19 protein-coding genes are annotated in these 25,773 nt (G+C 46.7%); 18 read left to right on the forward strand and 1 reads right to left on the reverse strand.

Annotated features, from left to right (window positions below; genetic code table 11):
- Positions 1 to 167 precede the first annotated feature (167 nt).
- The 6 genes from PPA03S_RS16160 to PPA03S_RS16185 all read left to right on the forward strand — a co-directional run bounded on the left by PPA03S_RS16160 (position 168) and on the right by PPA03S_RS16185 (position 5,580).
- Complete coding sequence (locus tag PPA03S_RS16160) at positions 168 to 1,250, forward strand: Gfo/Idh/MocA family protein (RefSeq protein WP_062324328.1); 1,083 nt, start codon at positions 168 to 170, stop codon at positions 1,248 to 1,250.
- A 177-nt stretch (positions 1,251 to 1,427) separates the two neighbouring features.
- On the forward strand, positions 1,428 to 2,396 hold the full coding sequence (locus tag PPA03S_RS16165; RefSeq protein ID WP_062324329.1) for a sugar phosphate isomerase/epimerase family protein: 969 nt from the start codon (positions 1,428 to 1,430) through the stop codon (positions 2,394 to 2,396).
- Positions 2,397 to 2,420: 24 nt separating this feature from the next.
- Positions 2,421 to 3,149, forward strand: a complete 729-nt coding sequence (locus tag PPA03S_RS16170; RefSeq protein WP_062324330.1) for a ThuA domain-containing protein — start codon at positions 2,421 to 2,423, stop codon at positions 3,147 to 3,149.
- Positions 3,150 to 3,472: 323 nt separating this feature from the next.
- Entirely contained in the window at positions 3,473 to 3,769 is a 297-nt protein-coding gene (locus tag PPA03S_RS16175; RefSeq protein ID WP_148565210.1) for a winged helix-turn-helix transcriptional regulator, read from the forward strand.
- Between the two features lie 169 nt (positions 3,770 to 3,938).
- On the forward strand, positions 3,939 to 4,670 hold the full coding sequence (locus tag PPA03S_RS16180; protein WP_062324331.1) for a hypothetical protein: 732 nt from the start codon (positions 3,939 to 3,941) through the stop codon (positions 4,668 to 4,670).
- Between the two features lie 196 nt (positions 4,671 to 4,866).
- Positions 4,867 to 5,580, forward strand: a complete 714-nt coding sequence (locus tag PPA03S_RS16185; protein WP_062324332.1) for a hypothetical protein — start codon at positions 4,867 to 4,869, stop codon at positions 5,578 to 5,580.
- A gap of 82 nt (positions 5,581 to 5,662) precedes the next feature.
- Here PPA03S_RS16185 and PPA03S_RS16190 read toward each other — a convergent pair whose 3' ends face one another.
- The gene (locus PPA03S_RS16190; protein WP_062324333.1) at positions 5,663 to 6,379 is read right to left on the reverse strand and encodes a Crp/Fnr family transcriptional regulator; all 717 of its coding nucleotides are present in this window, start codon (positions 6,377 to 6,379) and stop codon (positions 5,663 to 5,665) included.
- Positions 6,380 to 6,808: 429 nt separating this feature from the next.
- Between PPA03S_RS16190 and adhE the strand changes: the two genes are divergently transcribed.
- The 12 genes from adhE to yidD all read left to right on the forward strand — a co-directional run bounded on the left by adhE (position 6,809) and on the right by yidD (position 25,640).
- The gene (gene adhE, locus PPA03S_RS16195; protein WP_062324334.1) at positions 6,809 to 9,421 is read left to right on the forward strand and encodes a bifunctional acetaldehyde-CoA/alcohol dehydrogenase; all 2,613 of its coding nucleotides are present in this window, start codon (positions 6,809 to 6,811) and stop codon (positions 9,419 to 9,421) included.
- Positions 9,422 to 10,167: 746 nt separating this feature from the next.
- Positions 10,168 to 12,426, forward strand: a complete 2,259-nt coding sequence (pflB, locus tag PPA03S_RS16200; RefSeq protein WP_062324335.1) for a formate C-acetyltransferase — start codon at positions 10,168 to 10,170, stop codon at positions 12,424 to 12,426.
- A 102-nt stretch (positions 12,427 to 12,528) separates the two neighbouring features.
- On the forward strand, positions 12,529 to 13,278 hold the full coding sequence (gene pflA / locus PPA03S_RS16205; protein WP_062324336.1) for a pyruvate formate-lyase-activating protein: 750 nt from the start codon (positions 12,529 to 12,531) through the stop codon (positions 13,276 to 13,278).
- A 262-nt stretch (positions 13,279 to 13,540) separates the two neighbouring features.
- Entirely contained in the window at positions 13,541 to 14,905 is a 1,365-nt protein-coding gene (locus PPA03S_RS16210) for an extracellular solute-binding protein (protein ID WP_062324337.1), read from the forward strand.
- Between the two features lie 174 nt (positions 14,906 to 15,079).
- The gene (locus tag PPA03S_RS16215) at positions 15,080 to 15,964 is read left to right on the forward strand and encodes a carbohydrate ABC transporter permease (RefSeq protein ID WP_062324338.1); all 885 of its coding nucleotides are present in this window, start codon (positions 15,080 to 15,082) and stop codon (positions 15,962 to 15,964) included.
- Positions 15,964 to 16,794: a carbohydrate ABC transporter permease gene (locus tag PPA03S_RS16220; protein WP_062324339.1), complete on the forward strand. Its 831-nt coding sequence runs from the start codon at positions 15,964 to 15,966 to the stop codon at positions 16,792 to 16,794. The genes PPA03S_RS16215 and PPA03S_RS16220 overlap by 1 nt, the downstream gene beginning before the upstream one ends.
- Before the next feature lie 31 nt (positions 16,795 to 16,825).
- On the forward strand, positions 16,826 to 18,667 hold the full coding sequence (locus PPA03S_RS16225) for a cache domain-containing sensor histidine kinase (RefSeq protein WP_062324340.1): 1,842 nt from the start codon (positions 16,826 to 16,828) through the stop codon (positions 18,665 to 18,667).
- Positions 18,664 to 20,301 (forward strand): response regulator transcription factor, encoded by a 1,638-nt coding sequence (locus PPA03S_RS16230; RefSeq protein ID WP_062324341.1) that lies wholly within the window; start codon positions 18,664 to 18,666, stop codon positions 20,299 to 20,301. Before PPA03S_RS16225 ends, PPA03S_RS16230 begins: the two co-directional genes overlap by 4 nt.
- A gap of 13 nt (positions 20,302 to 20,314) precedes the next feature.
- Positions 20,315 to 21,985, forward strand: a complete 1,671-nt coding sequence (nagZ, locus tag PPA03S_RS16235) for a beta-N-acetylhexosaminidase (protein WP_157284200.1) — start codon at positions 20,315 to 20,317, stop codon at positions 21,983 to 21,985.
- Between the two features lie 278 nt (positions 21,986 to 22,263).
- Entirely contained in the window at positions 22,264 to 24,537 is a 2,274-nt protein-coding gene (locus PPA03S_RS16240; protein WP_062324342.1) for a stalk domain-containing protein, read from the forward strand.
- Positions 24,538 to 24,921: 384 nt separating this feature from the next.
- Positions 24,922 to 25,386: a Fur family transcriptional regulator gene (locus PPA03S_RS16245; protein ID WP_062324343.1), complete on the forward strand. Its 465-nt coding sequence runs from the start codon at positions 24,922 to 24,924 to the stop codon at positions 25,384 to 25,386.
- Positions 25,387 to 25,388: 2 nt separating this feature from the next.
- A complete protein-coding gene (yidD, locus tag PPA03S_RS16250) occupies positions 25,389 to 25,640 on the forward strand; it encodes a membrane protein insertion efficiency factor YidD (protein ID WP_024631022.1) in 252 nt (83 codons plus the stop codon).
- The last annotated feature ends 133 nt before the right edge of the window (positions 25,641 to 25,773 follow it).

Genomic DNA, 25,773 nt, shown 5'->3' on the forward strand with positions numbered 1-25,773 from the left:
ATTTACGGAGAGGGGGTCTGGTTGCAATCCCCCTAAAGCGTCAGAACAAACAGGTGCCGCCCAGGGGCTGGTTGCGGAACAGGATGAGTGTCAGAATCAGCCACTGCAAAGCACCGAAAGCAGTATGAACTGGATTGGAAAATATGCAGCTGATGGAGGATTTGTTCATGTCTAAAATACTTAATATCGCCATTGTGGGTTGTGGCGGGATCGCCAAAGGAAAACATATGCCTAGCCTGTCCAAACAGTCTCAAGGCCGAATGATCGCATTCTGTGACATTGTCAAAGAACGCGCAGAAGAGGCAGCAGCCGAATTTGGGGCCGAGGGTGCCAAAGTATATACGGATTATCACGAGATGCTGAAGGACGAAAGCATTGATGTGGTGCACGTATGTACACCCAACGACTCCCATTCTGTGATCACGGTTGCTTCCCTTGAAGCAGGCAAACATGTGATGTGTGAAAAGCCGATGGCGAAAACCTCTGCACAAGCACAGGCTATGCTGGAAGCAGCACAACGTACAGGCAAAAAGCTGTCCATTGCCTATCAAAACCGCTTCCGTAATGACAGCCAATACCTGAAACAAATGTGTGAAGAAGGCGAGCTTGGTGATATTTACTTCGGCAAGGCGATTGCACTTCGTCGCCGTGCTGTACCAACCTGGGGGGTATTCCTTGACGAGGAAAAACAGGGCGGTGGACCGTTGATTGATATCGGTACACATGCACTTGATCTTACCCTCTGGCTGATGGATAACTATAAACCGAAGAGTGTGATGGGATCAACATTCCACAAGCTGGGTCAGCGTGAAAATGCAGCCAACGCTTTTGGTCCGTGGGACCCGGAACAATTCAAGGTAGAGGATTCTGCATTCGGATTTGTGACGATGGAGAATGGGGCTACAATTATTATTGAATCCAGCTGGGCGCTGAACGTGGCTGAATTCGGGGAAGCCAAAACTTTGCTATGCGGTACAGAAGGCGGAGCGGATATGCAGGATGGTCTGAGGATCAATGGCGAGAAACGCAGCCGTCTGTATGAGACGAAGGTGGATTTGAACGCAGGCGGGGTAGCTTTTTATTCCGGCAGTGCTGAAAATGAAGCTGATCGTGAGGCCAGAATGTGGCTGGAAGCGATTGTGGAAGACAAGGATCCGGTTGTAAAACCCGAGCAAGCCATTGTGGTTACTCAGATCCTTGAAGCCATCTATGAGTCTGCACAGACAGGCAAAGCGGTTTATTTCGAATAAAACAGGATGTCATTTCCAGTGAAATAACCAGTATTCCTGTGTTTCATTTCAGGATAGAAAAGCTCTTGATTTTCCACAATAATGATACAATCATGTGATCCTGAACGGTATTTTTATGCAGTTCATTGTTCATAAAACCAGCAATTATATGATATCTAATCTAGGGAGGAATCGCACTTGAAACTCGGCGTATTTTTGGTATTATTCGGAGGACGTAAATTGGAGGATGCACTGGACTATGTAGCATCCAAAGGCTTAAAAGCAGTAGAAATCGGGACGGGTGGACATCCAGGAAATGCGCATTGCAAACCGGATGAGCTGCTCAGTAACCAGGCGGCATTGAAAAACTTCAAAAATGCAGTTGAATCCCGTGGTTTAACGATCAGCGCATTGAGCTGCCACGGTAACCCGCTCCATCCACAAAAGGATATTGCAAAAGGATTCCATGATGATTTCGTTAAAACGGTCGAATTGGCTGAGAAGCTGGAAGTGCCTGTCGTCAATACATTCTCCGGTTGTCCGGGAGACCATGAGGATGCCAAATATCCGAACTGGCCTGTTGCACCATGGCCGAATGACTTTCAGGAAATCCTGAAGTGGCAATGGGAGAACAAAGTCATCCCTTATTGGACAGAGTGGGGCAAGTTCGCTGCAGATCGCAATGTGAAAGTAGGTCTGGAACTTCACGGCGGATTCTCTGTGCATACACCAGCTACCTTGCTGAGACTGCGTGAAGCAGCAGGCGAAGTCATTGGCGCCAACCTGGACCCAAGCCACATGTGGTGGCAAGGTATTGATCCGGTTCAGGCAATTCACATTCTGGGACGTGAAGGGGCTATCCATCACTTCCATGCCAAGGATACAACCATTGATCCAATTAACGTGAACAAATATGGTGTAACAGATATGCAGGATTATACAAACATGCTTGATCGTGCATGGCAATTCCGCTCGGTCGGTTATGGTCACGATAACAAAACTTGGGCTGATATTATTAGCGCTCTGCGTCTGGTTGGATATGATTATGTCGTAAGTATTGAGCATGAAGACGGTCTGATGTCGGTAGAAGAAGGATTCTCTAAAGCAGTGCAAAATCTACAACAAGTATTGATTGAGGAACCACTGGGAGATATGTGGTGGGTTTAGAGTTACACTAGGGGGAAATTGAATATGATTAACGTCACCATTTGGAATGAATTTGTCCATGAGAAGATTCACGATGAAGTAAGAGAAGTCTACCCGGATGGTCTGCATCGTGCGTTGGCAGACGGACTGGGAGGCGAAGGCTTTGCCATTCGTACCGCAACACTGGATCAGCCTGAGCATGGATTAAGCGATGAGGTGCTGAACTCCACGGATGTGCTCATATGGTGGGGACATATGGCACATGATCGGGTAAGCGACGAGATCTCACAAAAGGTTGCACAGCGCGTTCTGAACGGGATGGGATTGATCGTGCTTCATTCGGGTCACTTCTCCAAACCGTTCAAGGCACTGATGGGCACTAGCTGTGATCTGAAGTGGCGTGTAGCCGATGAGCAGGAGATTGTCTGGTGTGTGAATCCGTCCCATCCGATTGCCGAAGGGATCGAAGGCAAAATCATACTGGAAAAAGAAGAGATGTACGGGGAATTCTTCGACATTCCAGTACCGGATGAGCTGGTATTTGTCAGCAACTTCCAAGGCGGAGAGGTATTCCGCAGCGGATGCACATTCCGCCGTGGGGAAGGCAAAATCTTTTATTTCCGTCCAGGTCATGAAACGTATCCGACATATTACAATCCGGACATATTAAAAGTGATTAGTAATGCAGTGAAGTGGGCTTATCCGGCCCGCAGCTTCAAGCCGGAATTCGGCAGAAGCGAACCTGTAAGACCATTTGGTGGCGTGCTGGTCTAAGCCGCAAATTACTTTTTCTTAAATGGACAAAAACGGTAACCAAAGAACCTAACTCCAAGTCGACAGTGACTGTGGCAGTTGGGTTCTTTTTGGGTAAGATAGATAGTAACAGGGGAGTTATACGATATTTCCCATGGTTCATGAGTTCTGTGTAATGTATACTTGGTTGTACCATCGAAGTTAGGTTATGCGTATAAAGTTTTAACTTTTTTACGGCAGACGTTTTCTTTGAGACCTAAATATGTTATTATGAAATATACTAACTAAACGTAAGTTGAGTGATCTCTAAAGAGGTGATAAATGTGGAAGGCCAAGATCTGCGGATGTGTCCGCGTTTTGAGACGGCGTTTTCTTTTCTGGGCAAGCGCTGGAACGGTCTGATTATTCAAACGTTGATGAGTGGTTCGAAGCGATTCAAGGATATCTCCAATCTGATTCCATCCATGAGTGACAAGATGCTTTCGGAACGGATGAAGGATCTGGAAAGTGAAGGAATACTGATCCGTCATGTCTACCCCGAGACGCCAGTTCGTATCGAATATGAGCTGACCGAGAAGGGCAAGGCGCTGCAGCCGGTCATGAACCAGATTCAAGACTGGGCAGAGCAGTGGGTTGATTAGATTACAGATACCCTGGATCAATCCTTAGGAATGGATGGGACAAAGGCTCTTGATTTCCGACGGAAATCAGGAGTTTTTGTCTTAAGGGTTCTGCACATGTTGTCATGAGTTGTAGTATAATTGTAAAATAAAATGGCCGCAGGCGGCCGGAGCGAGGAGGCCACTTGTCATGAGAGAAGAAAGCTTATCCCGTGAAGTACGCTACGGCAAGCAAGATATTGCAGAACTTGAGAGCGCATCCATACAGGTACATCTAATCTACAAAAAAGCTGCGGAGCTATTTAAACGAACTGCAAATACCCATTCGACTAAGGATGATCTTGCAGAGGAAAAGACCCACTCGTCGAATCGCAATGGTCAGGGACCGACTCCGGCAGTACTGCAAAAGTGGATTCAGACAGCAAGAGGCTGGAAATGTATCGGATGTGAAATGAGACAACCCGATTCCATTGGCATTCAGGGTGATGCCGCCTTTCATGAAGAGCGTCTGTTTTTGAATGTAGGCGAAGGCCGCTTTGTTCAGACAGAGATGCTGATTCAGGCCATTGTATGGTCGCAGTATGAGAAAATTCGCATGCTCGCGCCGTGGCTCGGCGAGGACACCTTTTACACGGTTCAGGAGCTGGATGTCATTGCCCGTTACATCGTACCTACCTATTTCTCTGAACGTCCGCTGCACGAGCAAGGAAAGGTATCCAAGGTACACCATCCATTCGGTCAGATTCCACTGTATCAGGAGTATGTGGATGCACCTTCATTCTGCGTGCAGGTGGATGGGACACTGCTTGAAGGCCGTTTGTTAACAGGTGTATATGTGTCAGAGGAACAGTTTTTCGGACTTAATCCCTATCTCAAGGATGGAGATGGAGGACGTACCTACATGCAGGCTTACGTTCAGTAACCGCGAGACATTTGATCAGAAGCATTGTGCCAAAATAAGGGAGCCTGCTTGCAGGCTCTTTGTTTTTTATAAACCAGCTGTAGACCCCACTGGAAGAAAAGTAACGGCATTGACACTTTTTTTGCCTGAATTTTGTGTCATAATAGAGGTTATGGACAACAGGGTGAATGATTTTACGCAGGGTGGTGTTACCTACATGAAGAAGAGAATCCCCGGTTACATAGGTATATGTCTGCTCATTCTGGTTATATTAGCCGGGTGTAGTGAGACGCAGCCTTCCGAACAGCCAATCGTCAAAGAGACCGAATCACCGAATACCATTACAGTGGCTGTGGACGGCAGTACGTTTCTGCCTGATGCAACGAAGTCCATTAAGAGAGATTTTAGTGAAGGTCTGACGCTCAAGAAAGCACTGCTGAACAGTGGACTTGTCGATTTTACGGCAGATGGCAAGCGGATTCAATCCGTTGGGGAAGTTTCGCTCGATTCTTCACTCAGCTGGGCTGTCAAACTGAATGGCAAGGATATTGACCCGGAAAAATGGGACATGGAGCTTCATGCCAAAGATGAAGTGATCATATATGTAAAAGCCGCTGACAGTGGAGGCGATGATGTTGTTTACCAAACCACATTGCTCAAAGTGAGCGGCGGCAATATCATGCCGAATCTTAATCGACAGTATGCCGGGGTGTATGTTCAGGAATGTACTGTGCGTGACGTATTGAAGTCCAGTGGAATTGTGAGAATGTCGGAGAACAACAAATTTGTCGTTTCAGTCGAAAATGTGGTTCCCCGAATGAATCAACGCTGGATGATCATGGTGAATGACAAGGAATTAATGGAAAACGGTTTGGATATGAAGTTGAATCCACGTGATGCAGTAAAGCTTGAATTGACCACTGTATCCTGAGCATAATAGAAGCCCAATCTTCTTGATCGAAGATGGGCTTTTTTCATTTGAATATTCAATGGCCTACAGGATGGGGCAAGCTTCAGATCCGGCAAATTTCGTTAGGGCATAATTCGCAGTGACAGATGCCTTGCAGCATGCTTAGATCCTTGATGACAATCATGCCGTTGTCATATTCTATCGCATCTTTTTTGCGCAGATCACTTAACATGCGATTAACACTTTCACGGGTTGCTCCAATCATATTGGACAGATCCGTGTGAGTTATTTTTTTATGAATCATGACATGCTCTCCATGTGGCTCCCCATAGGAATTGGACAACCGAATCAGCGTGGAACAGAGTGCGCCCGGTTTGCCATATAACATCAGGTCACGGAATTTCGTCTGGGTTAACCGGTGATGGATGCCCATCCATTTCATAAAATCGATGGCAAAGTCACAATGTTGGCAGATCAGCATCTCAAGGTCTTTGTGCTCCAATACTCCGATCTCACTATCTTCCAGCACTTCCGCCGAAAAGCTGTGTTTGGACCCGAAGAACGGGTCGGCTTGACCAATCATATCACCGGATTGATACATGTACATGATCAGCTCCTTGCCTTCATCCGTAGATTTGGTGATCTGGGCACGGCCCCGTTTCATATAATAAAGTTTGTCAGAGACATCTCCTTCCCAATACAGATGGGTTCCTTCCGGATAGGTTCTGTCCTTCATCGTTACGAGCAGATGGTTAAAATTCGCTTCCGAGAAACAGTTGGTATTGCCGCGTTTTTCCAGTACACTCAGTTGTTCTCTCATAAGTCTATCTCCCCTTTGTGTCCATCGGACGACCTTCTGCAGCTTGGACTGGCCTCCGTGGTTCGCCGCAAACCGTTGCCGTCCTGATCAGGGTCATCTCGGCCGGGAAGGACGGTACAAATTGCGGTGGTTCAATTTTTAAGTTCAGTATATACCTAATCTTGCCGTTTGAGGGGCGTGGATAGGGAGCAAAAATGGCGAAATTCCAAACATTGTGATTAAATTCACTTTCAAAAGGGGAGAATGAATTGGACAGCCCTATAGTTTAAATAGGAAGTGTAAATGGAGAAGTGAGGGACATTAAAAAACTTAAATTAAATTTGTTATACTTTGTGAAAAAAATCACATAATTAACCCTTACCCCATGGTACGATGTGAATGTAAAGAAGAGAGACAAACCAATACGAAACCTTTAGGAGGATGAGGGAGATGGCTGTAAAGAACGAAGTCGCCCCAGTAAAAGAACCGACAGCAGGTCAGTATATTCAAACGTTAATTGACAAAGCGAATAAAGCACACGCAGCATTCATGTCCATGGATCAGAAACAGATTGACCGTATCGTGCAAGCGATGGCGCTGGCAGGTCTCGACAAACATATGATGCTCGCCAAAATGGCTGTGGAAGAAACAGGGCGGGGTGTGTATGAGGATAAAATCACCAAAAATATATTTGCTACAGAATATGTGTATCATAGCATTAAATATGACAAAACGGTAGGTGTAATTGAAGATAACGAGTACGAAAGCTTCCAGAAAATTGCGGAGCCTGTCGGTATTATCATGGGGATTACCCCGGTAACGAATCCGACATCCACCACCATGTTTAAAGCATTAATTTCCATCAAAACGCGTAACCCGATCATCTTCGGTTTCCACCCATCTGCACAGAATTGCAGCCGCGAAGCTGCCAAAATCCTGCGCGATGCAGCAGTGAAGCATGGTGCTCCGGCGGATTGTATCCAGTGGATTGACGATCCTTCCATGGATCGCACAAACGCGCTGATGAATCATAACGATGTGGCGCTCATTCTGGCAACAGGCGGATCAGGCATGGTACGGGCGGCATACAGCTGTGGTAAACCGGCACTGGGCGTAGGGCCAGGGAATGTACCTTGCTTTATTGAGAAAAGTGCAGATATCAACCAGGCGGTAACGGATTTGATTTTGTCCAAATCGTTCGATAACGGCATGATCTGTGCTTCCGAGCAAGCCGTCATCATCGAAGAACCGATCTTCGATCAGGTGAAAAAGAAAATGATCGCGAACGGCTGTTACTTCGTCAACAAGGATGAGGCAGCGAAACTGACAGCAGGTGCGATTAATGCTGAGAAATGTGCGGTGAACCCGGCGATTGTTGGTCAATCTGCAGTTAGCATTGCGCAAATGTGTGGTATCGAAGTCCCTGCTGGCACTAAAATTCTCGTGGCCGAGATTGAAGGGGTAGGCACAAAATTTCCGTTATCCGCTGAGAAACTAAGCCCGGTACTGGCTTGTTACAAAGTTAAGACAGCAGCTGAGGGTATCGAGCGTGCAGCAGAAGTCGTTGCCTTTGGCGGCATGGGCCACTCCTCGGTTATTCATTCGAACAACGAAGAAGTAATCAGCAAGTTCGCAGATCGTCTGCAAACGGGACGGATTATCGTGAATTCACCATCCACACACGGTGCCATCGGTGATATCTACAACACCAACATGCCGTCACTGACACTGGGCTGCGGATCGTATGGACGTAACTCGACTTCTTCCAACGTAACCGCTGTGAACTTAATCAACGTGAAAAGGGTGGCTCGTCGTACCGTGAATATGCAGTGGTTCAAAGTGCCGAACAAAGTCTACTTCGAAAAAGGTGCAACACAGTATCTTGCCAAAATGCCGGATATCACTCGTGTAGCGATTATTACGGATGCCATGATGGTCAAACTCGGTTATGTCGAAAAAGTGGAGCACTATCTGCGTCAACGTCAAATGCCGGTAGCCATTGAAGTGTTCTCCGACGTAGAACCCGATCCATCCACAACTACGGTAGATCGCGGTACGGAAATGATGCGCCGCTTCCAGCCAGACTGCATTATCGCACTTGGCGGTGGATCACCGATGGATGCTGCCAAAGCGATGTGGTTGTTTTACGAATATCCAGACACCGACTTCAACGACTTGAAACAAAAATTCATGGATATCCGCAAACGGATCTACAAATATCCACGTCTCGGTGTAAAAGCGAAATTCGTAGCGATCCCGACAACTTCAGGTACAGGTTCGGAGGTCACATCATTCGCAGTTATTACAGATAAAAATCAAGGTAACACCAAATATCCGCTTGCAGACTACGAGCTGACACCAGACGTGGCAATTGTCGACCCTGAGTTTGTATACACGCTGCCGAAAACCGCTGTTGCAGACACAGGTATGGACGTACTGACGCATGCGATCGAAGCGTATGTATCCGTCATGGCGAATGATTACACGGATGGTCTGGCAATCAAAGCGATCCAGCTGGTGTTCCAGTATCTCGAACAATCGGCACTGCAAGGTGACAAACTGGCACGTGAGAAAATGCATAATGCTTCGACGATCGCCGGTATGGCTTTTGCCAACGCCTTCCTGGGTATTAACCACAGCTTGGCACACAAATGGGGCGGTCAGTACCATACCGCACATGGACGTACCAATGCGATCCTGATGCCGCACGTTATTCGCTACAATGCGAAAAAACCGACGAAATTTGCATCATTCCCGAAATATTCGCACTTTGTGGCAGATGAGCGTTATGCCGAAATTGCCCGCATTCTCGGATTGCCTGCACGTACGACAGAAGAAGGGGTTACCAGCCTGATCAATGCCATTCGCAAACTGAACAAAACATTGGGGATTGAAGAATCGTTCCAGGAAATCGGATTCGATGCCAAAGATTTTGAGGCACATGTGGATTATTTGGCAGATCGGGCATTCGAGGACCAATGTACAACAGCCAATCCAAAATTGCCGCTGGTAACTGAACTGGCAGATGTATACCGCAACGCTTTCTACGGCAAGTTTGAATAAAAACTAAAGCAGCAGCAGGATTGAGGCAGATATAGTCAGGGGTCCCCGTGAGGGGAGCCCCGATTGCCGTCTTTTTTGTAAAAAAAGGTATAACGGAATCCTTGCGGTATCCGTTTGAACCAGGTATTCACACCATAACGGAAAGGATAGAAAAATTGGAGTAGCGAAGCATCCACGTTTTAAGTGTTATTTCATTTTCGCATTAAAAGTGTTACTCCATTTCGTTAAAGCTAGGTTCGATAGGTTCAGGGTTCAACCAGATGGAAAGACCCAGTAGCCTTTTTTAAAAGAGGTTACACGGAATCCGTGTGGTATCCGTTTGAACCAGGCATTCACACCATAACGGAGAGGGCAGAAAAAACTGAAGAAGCGAAGCGCTCGCCTTTATCCACGTATTTTACCCTTTGAAAAATAGAATCAAAAAAATCCGGGGATAACAGCGATCGGAAGTTGTTCTGCCCGCGTAGTGGCTAAGTGTGAATTTACAGCGTTCAACATGATACAGCATAGGTGAAGTGAGGATGGTCACGGACTTTGTGATATAAATCACAGATGGTGAAAGAACGAAGACGTATACTGAAATTGTAAGAAAAACATTCATTCCGCGGTTCCGGTTCCCAAGTAGAGAGAACGTGTTCCGGTTTATATGTGAAAATTATCACATTAAATCGCGGCTCTGGGCACAGATGAGACGAGTGAAGTATCCTGTCATGTGTCCGGAAATCCAAATTAGTGGAGGGATTACGATGTCGGTGATTGAAAAAGATGTCAAACAACAAACAGGCTGGAGAAACTTTACCAAAGGAACATGGACCAAATCCGTCGATGTGAATGATTTTCTGACTCACAACCTGTCACCTTATTATGGTGACGAAGCATTCCTTGCAGGGGCAACTCAGAATACCAAAGAATTATGGGATATCGTATCTGATCTGACCAAAAAAGAACGTGATAACGGCGGCGTCCTTGACGTTGATGTGAACACACCAGCTACAATCGTTTCCCACCAACCAGGTTATCTGGATCAATCCAAAGAGCAGATTGTCGGTGTACAAACGGATGCTCCATTCAAACGTTCCATTCAGCCATTCGGCGGAATCCGCATGATGATTGATGCATGTGAGGCTTACGGCTTCGAAATGCCTCAAAGCGTCATTGATATATTTACCAATATTCGTAAAACGCATAACCAGGGTGTCTTCGATGCCTATACATCCGAGATGCGTGCAGCTCGTAAAGCTGGAATCATTACAGGGCTGCCAGATGCTTACGGCCGTGGACGGATCATCGGTGACTATCGCCGGGTAGCTCTCTATGGTGTAGACTTCCTGATTCGGAATAAAAAAGGCGAACTAAATGCCCTTGAAGTTGATGTGATAGATGAAGATGTCATTCGTCTACGTGAAGAACTGTCCGAACAGATTCGTGCATTGCAGGAATTGAAACAACTGGGCGAAATGCACGGTTTCGATATTTCCCTGCCAGCTGCAACCGCAAAAGAAGCGTTCCAATGGCTCTACTTCGGTTATCTGGCTGCGATCAAAGAGCAAAACGGTGCGGCGATGTCGCTCGGACGTGTCTCTTCTTTCCTGGATATCTACATCGAACGAGATTTGCAAGAAGGCTTGCTAACTGAAGAACAGGCTCAAGAACTGGTTGACCATTTTGTTATGAAACTGCGGATCGTCAAGTTCCTGCGCACGCCGGATTATAACGAATTGTTCAGTGGAGATCCAACGTGGGTAACCGAATCCATTGGAGGCATGTCCGTTAACGGAGAAACCCGTGTGACCAAAAACAGCTTCCGTTTCCTGCACACCCTGAACAATCTTGGTCCTGCACCGGAGCCGAATTTGACTGTACTTTGGTCCAACAAGCTTCCGGAAGCGTTCAAACAATACTGTACGAAGGTATCCATTGAAACAAGCTCGATCCAGTATGAAAATGATGATCTGATGCGTCCGATCTATGGAGACGATTATGGTATTGCCTGCTGCGTATCTGCCATGAAGATCGGGAAACAAATGCAGTTCTTCGGCGCTCGTGCCAACCTGGCAAAAGCATTGCTGTATGCGATCAACGGCGGTCGTGACGAGAAATCAGGCGCTCAAGTAGGACCTGAATATCCAGCAATTACAAGCGAAGTACTGGATTACAATGAAGTGATGACACGCTTCAAACCGATGATGGAATGGCTTGCCAAACTGTACATGAATTCACTCAACGTCATTCACTATATGCATGACAAATACAGCTACGAGCGTATTGAAATGGCCCTGCATGACCGGGACATCATTCGTACAATGGCTTGCGGTATTGCCGGCCTCTCGGTTGCAGCAGATTCCCTGAGTGCAATCAAGTATGCCAAAGTTAAACCGATCCGCAACGAACAAGGCATCGCAATTGATTTTGAAATTGAAGGTGAATTCCCTTGTTACGGCAACAATGAAGACAGTGTGGACAGCATCGCGGTTGAACTGGTGGAAAGCTTTATGGGCATGATTCGCAAACACAAAGCATATCGTAATGCGATTCCAACACAGTCTGTACTGACGATCACGTCGAACGTAGTGTACGGTAAGAAAACAGGTACAACACCGGATGGCCGTAAAGCAGGCGAACCATTTGCACCAGGGGCGAACCCAATGCATGGTCGGGACAAAAAAGGTGCACTGGCGTCCCTTGGCTCTGTAGCCAAATTGCCGTACGAACACAGCCTTGACGGGATCTCTAACACATTCTCCATCGTGCCTAAAGCACTCGGAAAAGAGTCAGACACACGCAAATCCAATCTGGTTGCCATGATGGACGGTTACTTTGGTCAAGGGGCACACCATCTGAACGTGAACGTATTTGATCGTCAGCAGTTGATTGACGCGATGGATCATCCGGAAAACTATCCGCAGTTGACAGTACGGGTATCCGGTTACGCAGTTAACTTCATCAAGCTGACACGTGAGCAACAACTTGATGTCATCAACCGGACCTTCCATGGTTCCATGTAGTCATTGATGCGGTGTAGCCTTAGCTGAGAAGAATGCTCGAAAGGACAGACTGAACACATATTAAACGCACAGCGGATGCGGATACAGAAAGGAAGAGGCAGCATGGTTAACGGACATATACATTCACTCGAAACTTTCGGGACGGTTGACGGCCCAGGCATCCGCTTCGTGCTTTTTATGCAGGGATGTCTACTCAAATGCCAATATTGTCACAACCCAGATACGTGGGCTTTGGACGGTGGGAAGGAAATGAGCGTGGAGGAGGTACTGGCTGAGATTGAGCCATACCTGTCCTACTATCGCAGCTCCGGCGGAGGACTTACCGTATCTGGTGGGGAGCCCACATTGCAGGCTCATTTTGTAGCCGAGGTCTTCAAGGAAGCGAAACGGCGCTGGGGACTGCACACAACGCTGGACAGCAATGGGTTCAATGAGCCGGATCGGATTCATGATCTGTTGGATCACACGGACTTGGTTCTGCTGGATCTGAAGCATATTGATGATGAAAAACATATCAAGCTGACAGGCAAATCCAACGAAAGAACGTTGAAGACTGCACGATGGTTATCGGATCAGGGACGTAAAATGTGGATTCGCCACGTGTATGTGCCAGGGATTCACAATGAGGAAGAAGATTTGCTTAATCTGGGTCGGTTTATCGGAACGCTCGATGGAGTTGAGAAGTTCGAAATCCTGCCTTATCATCAGATGGGCATCTACAAATGGCAGGCGCTGGGGAAAGTGTATCCGCTCGACGGCGTTCCTTCTCCAAGTGAAGAGGAAGTGGAGCGGGCATATCGCCTGATTGAACAAGGTCGCTCCGAAACAGCGGGTGTCACTTGCTCTAATTAATTAATTATTTATACAGCTCTGTCATCGGAGTGGCAAGTGTAAATTATTTTTTGTTCAACTTAAATCCAACCAAGCAGTCTTTGCGAACATGTTTCGCAGGGGCTGTTTTTTTGTTGTTATCCATTGTAAATGCAAGGATGTTTTGTCCAGTGAAGGATTTTATCCCTCCATTGATGAATTGTCATCCTTACGATGTAAGCTCCGGCTTTTTATAATCAGAGTGTAAAGCCAAATGCTCAATATCTTGAGGAGGGTCAACCAGATGAAAAAAGGAATGACATTACTGCTTTCATTATTACTTATCACATCATTAACATTGGCGGGTTGTTCAAGCTCAAGCAATGAACCACAGCAGGGAGCAGGCAAAGAGCCTGCAGAGACGAGCAAGGAACCGGTGGAGATGCTTCTCCGTCACACCCAAGTGGGCGCCGATAAACAAAAAAGGCTGGCCATTCTGCAGGACGTCGTGGGCAAAGTAGAGAGTGAGGTACCTAACCTGACCTTCACGCTGGACGGAGTTGAATCGGATGTAAACCGTAAGGAGAAACTTCGCGGGGAGATGGCAGCAGGCAATCCGCCGGATATCTTCGAATTGTTCGGTAGTCCGGATTCCAAAGTGTATGCCAAAGAAGGCATGTTGTTGGATCTCACGCCGATTCTGCAAGAGTTGGGTATTCAGGATCAATTTTCATCTCTTGAGCCATTCACCTATGAAGGCAAAGTATATGGACTTCCAATTGGAGGTTCCGGTGAAGGATTCTTCTACAATAAAGAGTATTTTACGCAAAAAGGTTGGAAAGCGCCTTCAACCATGGCTGAGCTGGATAATATGCTCGCTGAGATCAAGGCTGATGGCAAGGTTCCACTTGCTTCTGCTTCCAAAGCAGGCTGGGTTCCACTCATGTTAACGAACCATCTGTGGTCCCGTTACGCTGGACCTGATATTACGGCGAAGTTTGCGACAGGCGAAGCCAAGTGGACTGATCCGGGCGTTGTTGCAGGGTTTGCGAAGCATAAAGAATGGGTGGATAAAGGCTATTTCAAAAAAGGCGAGCTTGGTTTTGAATATGCGGAGTACACGACTCAATTCACGAGCGGTGAAGCCATTCTGATGTATGACGGAACTTGGAAATCTTCTGTCTTCAAGGAAGGGCAAAGCGGAGAATCGCTGATTGGCAAGGTTGGTTTCTTCAATATGCCTCCAGTAGAGAACGGTGCGGGGGATCAAACAGCCTTGATGCGTGACGTAAATAATGGATACGGTTTCTCCGCAGCAGTTGCGGATGACCCACAGAAACTTGCGGCAGTTAAGGCGTTTATCAAGAACTTCTACAACGAAGATATGCAAGTGCGCGGGCTCGTAGAAGATGGTGTGTTACCAGCCATGAAGCTGGATGAAAAAGTGCTGACAGACAGTATTACCGACGATTTAATGAAAGAAATCGTAGCTGTACTGAATGCGTCCCAGACTTCGTTCCCGGCATTTGATGCCCTCGTGCAAGCGGATGTAACAACAGAGATCAGCAACCTGCAAATTCAGAAGCTGGTTGGTGGACAGACCACTCCTGAGAAAATGGCGGAAGAATTGCAAAAAGTACAGGAAGAGGCAAATGCTTCAGTCGAATAATCCGAGCGATCTAGCAGAGGTAAGAATGTCTTGAGTTCCTGATTACGATGCTGGCTTACCCCGGTTTGAATTACTGCCGGGGTACAGCCTTTGGTTTAATGAAACAATTGCACTGCTGAGGAATCTGTATGATTCATGAGCATAAGAAGTTGAAGTCACTGAAGGAGGTTGATCATGAACACTTCACTCCGAAGCCCACTGATCTATACGTTGTTTGTGTTGCCGGCTTTGATCCTGTTTGTTATGTTTTTCCTGTATCCTATCGGCAGTTCACTTTATTATAGTCTGACCAGTTGGAACGGGGTATCTGCAGAGCCGCGTTTTGTAGGGCTTTCGAATTATGCAAAGGCACTGACAGATGAACGGTTTTGGATTTCCACGCGCAATAACGGTTTCTTTATCGCATTTTCCGTTTTGATTCAGGTACCGATCATTGTGCTTTTTTCACTGCTTATTGCGAACGTGAAGAAACTGAAGGGATTGTACAAGACAGCCGTCTTTTTACCCTCCATTATGTCAACAGCGGTCATCGGTATTTTGTGGGGATTCATCTACGAGCCCAACATTGGCCTGCTGAATCAGTTGCTTGAAGTCGTGGGTATCTCTCCGGTGTATTGGTTGTCCGATAACCGGTTCGCAATGATATCCATTCTCGTAACTAACGCTTGGCAGTGGACGGGATTCTATATTGTCATGGTTTTGGCGGCCATTCTGGCTATTCCCAAGGATCTGGATGAAGCGGCCGCTATTGATGGAGCGACTGCGGTACAGCGAGCGTTTAAAATTACGTTGCCATTAATCAAACCGATCATTTCCGTTGTGGTTATGCTGTCCATTGCAGGAGCGATGAAGGCGGCTGATATCGTGCTGGTTATGACCAAAGGCGGGCCCGCCGGATCTACCGAGGTGCTTGCCACATATATGATCAAGTATGCGATTACCAATTTTAAATACGGTTATGGCAACACGATTGCGGTTCTGATCTTTGCTCTGACGCTTGTGCTCACCGCGGTGTATCAGTTGCTGGTGGCGAGACGCAACGAAAGGGTGGAATATTGATGGCAAAAAGCATAAAAGGCAGTATACCTCATGTGTTGTTGATGCTTTATTTAATTGCAATTCTGTTTCCCTTTTTATTTGTAATCTTCTCTTCATTCAAACAGGATAACAACGAGATTGCACTGAATCCGTTCGGTCTGCCTTCAACCTGGGTGTTTAACAATTACGTAGAGGCTTGGGTGAATGCCAAGATTGGAACGTATTTCTGGAACAGTATGTATATATCGGTCTTGTCTTCTGCCGGGACCATTGTGCTGGGAGCCATGTTTGCTTTTGCCATCACCCGAATGAGACACCGCAAATGGAGTATGTTTCTGTACAGTCTGATTCTCGCGGGTATGCTGATTCCAAACAATGCACTCATGCTGCCGATCTATTTGCTGGTCCGTAAGCTGGGCATCCTGGATACGCATCTGGCGTTGATCATTCCTTATGTTGCGAATGCGATTCCGTTTACGATTATTATTCTGGCAGCCTTTATGCGATCACTTCCTGGAGAAATTGAGGAGGCGGCGGTCATGGATGGGTTGAGAGCTCCGGGTATCTTTGCTAGAATAGTGATACCCCTTACAGTTCCGGCCATCGTTACGGTATTTATCGTGAATTTCCTCGGCAACTGGAACGAATTTTTACTCGCCAACTATTTCTTATCTACTGACAAACTGCGTACTCTGCCTGTCGGCATGGTCCAGTTTCGTGATCAGTATCAAATGAATTATGCCCAGATGTCAGCAGGTATTGTATACAGTGTTGTACCGGTAATTGTGATTTACGCTGTTCTTCAGGAGAAGATTATTGAAGGTGTAACGGCGGGCAGCGTCAAAGGGTAATTAACGATTCGCTATATAGGGAGAACGGGAAATGAACTTGCGGATGAAGCTGGCCATGGCATTTCTGCTGCTCATCATTGTACCGATGTGCACGCTTGGAATCGGCATGTTTTTGGTCACATCACATACGATTGAGAAAAAATACAATCAGCAGTCGGAATATGCACTCCAGGCGATTAGCTACAATATCGAGAATGTTTTTCAGCAGATCAACAATGTTACGGACAATGGCATTGCCACATCGGTTTTCCAAATGGCATTGAACGCCAAAGATCCAACCAAACAGGATCTTGGAACCGGTAACCAATTATCACTGAATGCCAGCCAGCGTAATTTCCGTTCCCTGTTATACAATTATCCATTCATCAGTTATGCCTTTTTGTATGATTTGCGTTCACGTTCATCCGAGGATAATCAGATTGTCTCTATTTTTACGAAAGAAAATTTTCAGGCTCTTCCTTTTCAACAATTCAAGGTTCATCCACTTTTTAAAGAAATTCAGGCACTCAACGGTGTACCCAAATGGCTGGCCCCTTTGGAATATCCTGAGCTGACCGGCGTGGAGCCCGTGTTTACCCAGATCCGATTGGTCAAGGAACTTAGTTATTTTCAGAATATCGGAGTTCTGGTCGTTCAGATCAAAAAAGGGGAGATGGACCGCATCTTCCGCCATTTGAAAATAAGTGATCCTGCACAGGATACTTCGTTCCTTCTGATTAATGAGGAAGGGCTGATCGTATACGATCCCTCCGGTCGTTACAGCGGAGAGAACATGGAGAGCCTGGGCGTACGTTCCGGAAGTTACGGGCCGGGATTCAGCAGCAACAGAGCCGTGTTTGACGGCAGTGAAAGCATCATTTCACAATATCATCTCAAAAACTATAACTGGAGTCTGGTCAGCGTCACTTCATGGGAAGCACTATCTGCAGAGACGAATGTATTTGCAGGCTGGTCCATCATTATCATCCTGCTGTGTTTGCTTGCTGCAATGGGCTTCAATGTGTTCTTCATGAACCGAATTACGGGCAACATTGCTGTGCTTGTTCGATTCATGAGGCGGGTGGATGATGGAGACTTTAATGCTCGGGTTGAAGGAAAAGGTTTTGACGAAATGCAGCTGCTTGCCCAAGGCTTCAATGAATTACTGGATCGAATCGGCGGTCTGTTCCGGCGTGTGCGTGCGGAGCAGCAACAGAAGGCCAAGGCGGAACTGCGAGTGCTTCAAGCCCAGATCAAACCTCATTTTCTGTTCAATACACTGGAATCTATTAACGGTTTAGCGTTGAGGGGAGAAGGACGTAAAGTAAGTGAGATGGTGACACGGCTTGGTAATATGCTGCGCATCAGCATTCAGGATCAGGAGGAAATATCGCTCGGTGAGGAGCTTAGGCACTTGCAGAGTTATCTGGAGATTCAACATTACAGATTCAGTGATTTGTTTCGGTACGAGCTCGATATTCCAACTCATCTGTACACATCGTCCATGCTCAAACTGACCCTCCAGCCTCTTGTAGAGAATAGTATCCAGCACGGGTTTGAGGGAATTGAATATCAGGGCGTACTTCGAATCAGCGCGTTTGTGGCACAACATAATCTGGTGCTGCGAGTTGAAGATAATGGGATCGGTATTCCCCAGGAAATGTTGGCACGATTTGAATATATGGCAGAAGACCCGCCTGAATACATCATGGCAGAGGGAATGAAGCCTATATCTACCATGGCAGAGCGCAGAGGGCTGGGATTAAGAAGTGTAGCAGATCGGATACGGATTCAATATGGAGCCGGATACGGGGTGTTTATATGTTCATCTCCGGGGGATGGCACAATCATTCAATGTATTATTCCACAATATGAGCAGGGGGAAGATGAATGAATCTAACCGCGTTGCTGGTTGACGATGAGCTGCCGATTTTGGAGAACCTGAGTTTTATTTTGCCTTGGGAAGAGATGGGCATTGAAGTTGTGGGCACGGCCAGAAGTGGGGCTGAAGCGCTCGATAAAGTTGCAGAATATCATCCTGATATTATGTTGTGTGACATTCGTATGCCCTCCATGGATGGTCTGGAGTTGATTCAAACGCTGCGGGAACAGGGTGAAACATGTGAAATTATATTGCTGACTGGATATCAGCAGTTTGAATATGCCCGTACAGCTATTCGTTACAATGTCCATGAATACATATGCAAGCCAATCGATTACCTGGATCTGGAACATAAATTGCGTGAGCTTGCCGGGCAGATTCAGAAGAAGCGGATCGAGTTGGAGGCGGAAACCCATCGTAAATCGGAGATGGAAGCCTGGGTCAGGCACAAACATATCATTGACCTGATGCGAAGAGAAGAGGATTCGGCGTTGTTTCCTTACCCAACGTCTGTCCCGCAACCCCAGGTAACTTCATTAAAATATATCTTGCTGCTAATTGATGTATCCGGTTATTTTAAGCATTCCATCGGATGGTCCGTATCCCGTCATCAAAGCTGGCACGGGATGATCCGTTCCAGGCTTAAGGAGCTTACTGACGGTATCAGTATGGGCACCTTGCTGATTTCGGCCCGTAAGGGAGAATGGTGCATGTTGGTGGAGGCCTCCGCTGAATGGAGACACCAGGCTGATGAATGGGCTCGGCAGATCACATTGGAGCTGGATGCGACATTTGAGCCCGGTTCAGGCATGAAGACACGGGTTATACAGGATGACATACCAGTGAAGTTGGATGACCAGATTGCTGAGCGGTACCGCCACTGTCAGAGACTGCTGATCATGAGTGACTCGGACCCATGCAGTATTAAGTTAAAACAGGGAATCTCTGAACCTTCCTTGGAGATATCGAAGGAACCTTCCGGAAGGGCAATGATGTGGGTTGCAAAAGAAGATCTGGACTTCATCACTCGCTGGATCAGGCAGGGAAATAAGCAGGGCTTGATTGAATTGTTAACCACGCTCAAACACCGGATGAGTGAACATAAGAGTGCGCTGGATGGTGTCGCTGAAAATAGTCTGCGTTTCTTGCTTGTACATATGCTGCGTGAATTGCGCGAAGTACATGTGATGGCTGAGCAAGACGAAATTCACTTCTGGAGCGCATTGCATTCCGCGACCTCAATCAAAGAATTAATCGAACTGGCTGAGGCGCTCGCTCATGTTTGTTATGACAAGAAAAGCGTGCCACGTCCTTCAGTATCGGAGCTAATGACGTCTGCATGCGAGTATATGAACGCCAGACTGGAATGTGATCTGGGCATAGATGAAGTAGCAGATTGGCTGGGAATCAGTCCGGGTTACTTTTGCCAGCTGTTCAAAAATCATATGGGTGTTACCTTTGTTGAATATATGACCCAGAAACGGATGGAGAGCGCAGCTTTATTATTAAGCACAACGGAATGGAGTATAACAGCCATTGGAGAAGCGACGGGATTCAAGGAGCGGCGATATTTCTCCAAAGTATTCCATAAACATTTTCATATGAAACCATCGGAATTCAGGTCTAACCAAAGAGCAGGTTCATAATGGGGAGTGAAGCATGCGTATGATATCTATCGGTCAGCTTTCGTTGGAACAACGGGTAGGTCAGATGTTTATGTGTGGATTCCACGGACAACACGCGGATGAACAGATCCATACGCTGATCCGTGATTATCATGTGGGCGGTGTCATTTATTTCAGGCGAAATGTCGGAAGCGTGGACCAGTTAACCCGTCTGTCTGCCGACCTGCAAGCGATTGCGGCGCAGTCCGGGGAATTGCCTCTGATGATCTCTGTGGATCAGGAGGGGGGTATGGTGGCTCGGATTGATAAAGAGGGAGTGACCCAGGTACCTGGCAATATGGCGCTTGGAGCAACAGGGAAGCCCGACTATACCCTTGAATGTGCCCAAATTTTAGGTCGGGAATTGAAAAGCATCGGTATCGACATGAACCTCGCTCCTGTCGTGGACGTGAATAACAATGTTCTTAATCCGGTCATCGGCGTGCGTTCCTATGGCGAGAATGCGGAAAGTGTAGCTCTCCATGGGGCAGCAGCTATCAAAGGGTACCAGTCCCAGGGCATTGCTGCAACAGCCAAACATTTTCCCGGACATGGGGATACAGCTGTGGATTCTCATCTCGGCATGGTGACTGTACCCCATGATCGGGACAGGCTGGAGCAGATTGAATTGCTGCCATTCCGTCGGGCTATTGAGGCTGGAGTGGATGCCATCATGACAGCCCACGTCATCTTTCCAACCATTGAACCGGAGCCGATGCCAGCGACATTGTCACGTAAAGTGCTGACAGGCCTGTTGCGCGAAGAAATGGGATTTGACGGTATTATTATTACAGATTGTCTGGAAATGCATGCGATATCCAAGCCCTATGGTGTAGCCGAGGCTGCCATTCGTGCTGTGGAGGCAGGAGCTGATCTGGTTCTGGTCAGTCATACTCTGCAAGATCAGATCTCTGCCGTGGAAGCAGTTGTTGAAGCTGTTCAAACTGGGCGTATTGCAGAAGCAACCGTTAACCGGGCACTGGAACGTATCATTGCATGGAAGGCAGCACGTTGTGGTCAGTGGGGGAACTATCTCGTTTCCCTAGAAGCAGATGATGCAGTAGCTGCTGTACCAGATAGAACTGATGTGGGTGAGCTTTTTTTTACATTACAAGATAAGGATGAATCACCAAGATCGTTGGCCTCCATCGAATCCACACTGAATGAGATCGCCTCCAATAGCATTACAGTGGTTCATGATGATGGGTTGCTTCCGCTGAATCCAGAACAGGACGTGTATGTGATCTGGCCGGAAGTCGTGCAGCGGACCGAAGTGGATGAACCATGGTCCCACACGGATTCGCTTGGTGTGGCGCTCGCGCAGCGGAGGAGCGGGGTTCGAGAGCACAAAATAACCACCCAGCCATCCTATGATGAAGCGGATCGGATATTGAAAGATGTGTCGGATGCAGATCAAATCATCGTATGTACATATACTTCCGCTGGACATCTTCCGAAAGGGCAACAGCGTTTGGTTGAAAAACTTAGTGAGAAGTATTCCCTGATTGTGGTTGCTCTGCGTAATCCGTATGATCTATTGGAGATCCCGAAACCGGGAAGTTATGTGTGTACGTACGAGAACACGCCTGCAGTGGTTCGTACCTTGTCCCTCGTGTTAACAGGTGAATTGCAGTCAACCGGAAGTCTGCCTGTCAGTTTGCGTTAGCACGTTCGAAATCTCTTAAATCTCTCTGTGACGTGGTGCTATCCTACCATGTCCTGGAGAGATTTTTTGTTGGAATCTGCAGCAGGATTTAATACAGATTTTTCACTCCAAATCGAAAGTGTAATAGATAACTATTTTCATAGTATTTATGCTCTATTAAAAGTTTACAATTCTTATCAAATATTTTTAGCAACTTTTCCCGGTTACAAGCGTCTAATAGTATGACTTTTTGAGGGGGATATTTATAAAATGGGAGCAGAAGGAGCCAAAGACAAAGAATGAATCTGAAGAAGAAATTATCTATACTTACCGCTTTAGCTGTATTTCAAGCGTTTGCATCGATTCCCGCGAATGCACTGGCAGCCGATCAAAGTGATACAACAACAGCAAATACAGCCACCGTTAAATCCGTAGAGGTTGTGAAGAAAGAACAAACGATCGCCGAATCAGAAGTGAAGTCCGGATCGGGTACAACTCAAACGGATAATGGAACTGTAGAAGGCACAAAAGAAGGCACAAATCCGGTGACAACTGAACCAACAGGTACAGATGTTACTCCGGTTGAACCAGTTACAGACCCTGCTGATGAAGAAGGTACGGAAGAAGAAACAACAGTACCTACGACTCCAGTTGAGGTTGAGCAGCCATCTACAAGCGGTCAATCTGTTGCCGGAACTAAAGGCGGAGATCTGACACTGTACATGAACAGCAATAAAATGATGCAGGACGGTAAAACATATCTTGCCGGACAGCCAATGGCAGTCAAAAATGGAGTATCCTATGTAGCGATCCGCGCACTGGTGGACCGGGTTGGTTATGAAGTGAAATATGACAATACAACCAAGGAAACCATTATTATTAGTGGCGAAGATGAGCTTCGCTTCAAAACGAACAGTACCATTTATACCGTTAACGGTGAATCCAGAACGATGAAAGGCCCTGCCTATCAACAAAAAAATACGTTCATGGTGCCATTGACGTCGATTACTCAGGCACTCAACATTACTTATAAAGTAAATCAGTCTGCGAAGACGGTTGTACTGAATCTGAATACCAAACCGGTAGCCAGCTTCACGGTACAAAAAGAGATTTTTGCAGGAGATACGGTAACATACAACACCAATTCCAGCTCTCCCAAAGGACTGGAAATTGTAGACGAACGCTGGACTGGCCGTCAGGATTCATTTGACCAACCAGGTACATATACGGTAACGTATGCTGTCCAGGATTCGAGTGGACAATGGAGTGATCCGTACGCTGTAACGATTCAGGTTCAGAAGCCAAATCTTCCTCCGGTAGCGATGTTTACAACAGACAAGGAAGAGTACAAGATGGGTGAAAAAATCACCTATATTGATCAAAGCACCGATGATGAAAATGCCATTGATAATGATAAAACCGTATGGGAAAACAATGCGCTGGCATTTTTTGTTCCGGGACCAAAGACTGTAACGTTAACCGTTACGGATAAACATGGTGCAAGCAACAGCTATACCAAGACGGTTAACATCACAAGTGAAACGCTGTACACCATGTCTGATTTTAATCAGTTGTTTACACCGGTAGGGGATAAATTTATCTTCAACGGGACTGAAGTGCCTGCCATGGAGAAAATACCTTTCACGTATTATGACGAGCAAAGTTTGCTGATTCGCAGTAACAGCCCGGAAACCGTTAATTCGGAAGGGATTGTGTACAAAGAGTCTTCCATTGGTCAGACTCGATTCATGATTCACCACGTAAACAATACAGGCAAAAGAGTGAAAATGTATGTTGTTGCAACAAATAACAACGCATATACAGCCGTATTCGAACAACAAAATATGGGCTTCGCGGGACCTACTCCGTTTGCTACCGTAGCCGGGAAATTGTCTATTGATAAATGGTTCAAGTCGATTCAGACCGGAGCCGATCAAAAGAAGGTATATATTCAACCTGGAGAAAGCAAGTTGATTTTGACCGAACTAAATAAACTTCCGATGAAAGAAGGACAAGTTATCTCCCTCTACTCGGATGCTTTTAGTGATTATAGACTGGACTATAACATTATTATGATCGAAGAAAATAAAGATCCGATGACGGTATGGTCCACGCTGCCTGTTCTGGATCGTGACGGTGTGCATAACCGTGGAACCTATCCGAATGCAACGCGTGTCATTACGTACGAACAGGAAATAGGTTCGAAGCCTGCACGTCTTCCGCTTGGAGACAATGCAAGTGACCCAAATCTCGTCGGCACAGACCCTATGGCGTACACAGATGCTTCCAACGCAGGTAACTTCGGCGTGTTGTACAAAATTACACTGAACAATGTGGCTCCTCGCACATTGATCTCGTTCAACCCTCGTGGAGGCAAATATTCAGGAGTAGCACTTGTGAATGGTGAGGTTGTTCAGCTTTCGAATGGCAAAACCTTGAGTGCGCCAAATGAACAAGGTGTACTCTATCGTACGGGTTCATATGGCGAGAGTGTAACCATTCTGTTCTCGGCTGCACCAGGAAGCAATCTTCCTGTCAACTTGCTGTTCACGCCACTTCCGGCTGAGAAGTAATCAACCATTTCCATAGGAACGGACGGTTTGGTGTGAAATGAAATGATTATCCTGTCACCCCAAAAGTCGCCCGAAGGATGAAACATCTGAACCGTCAGAGGAAAGAGCTGTCCCCAAGTCATGCCATTGACCCGGGGCAGCTCTTTTTTTGGCTCAGCTTGTAATTAGCGGTATTCGAGCGCTCTCGTTGACTATGAACTTCATTTAAGGCATTATTAGTAGTATATAAATTAAGCATAAGTATCAGCATTTTGCATAATTTGATTCCACACGTAACGGGTATATTCCCTAGGAAAAAGAGAACCCTTTCGATCCAGGATTGCTGGATGAAGTCGCTCTTAGGATTTATGCAGAATGCTCGTATGACAGGAGGTGCTTTTGGTCATGCTGTCGACAGAACAGATTATTACGACGATGTCCTCTCAAGGGCTCCGCATTACGGATCAGCGGAAGACACTGGCCCGGTTATTTGCCGAATCCCCGGGGTATTTGACTCCCAAGGACGTATATGAATATATGGGTAAGACCTATAGCGGCCTGAGTTTTGACACGGTGTACCGGAATTTGCGTGTCATGCAGGAATTGGGTGTACTGGAGCAGGTCATCTTTGAAGATGGGGTGAAGTTCAGAGCACATTGTAGCGAGGATCACCATCACCACCATATGATTTGTTTGAAATGCCAGAAGACATATCCGATCATTTTTTGCCCGATGCAGCTTGCAGATGCGCCTGAGCAATTTCAAGTCGTCGATCATAAATTTGAAGTTTTCGGGTACTGTAAGGACTGTGCCGAACATGTGCCTGCCAAAGTATCCTCAGGACATCAGCACACGCACGGGAAGCATTGACCATGAAATTATCCCGCAGACTCGTTCAGGCCCCCATTCGGGTGTATCGCAGCTATATCTCTCCATTGAAGCCGCCGACGTGTCGCTTCTATCCAACTTGCTCGGCTTACGCGATGGAGGCCATTGAGGTGCACGGTGCGTTCAAAGGATCACTGCTTGCGGCAAAGCGCATTGCAAAGTGCCATCCGTTTCATCCAGGAGGGGTGGATCTGGTGCCACCGAAGGCAGAAAAGTCTGTGATGGTATCGGATTAACGATCCAACGCTCGTTTTTGCAGGTTTGAGTCGAGTTAAGAATGCGGTCCACTTGACAAAAGGGTCAGCATTTCAGTATATTTTTCGTATAATGATTTCCAGTGAAGGGATAAGTACAGACACACCCCCAGTG

Origin of the sequence: Paenibacillus pabuli NBRC 13638 (assembly GCF_001514495.1) — a bacterium.
In the GTDB taxonomy this organism is placed as follows: domain Bacteria; phylum Bacillota; class Bacilli; order Paenibacillales; family Paenibacillaceae; genus Paenibacillus; species Paenibacillus pabuli.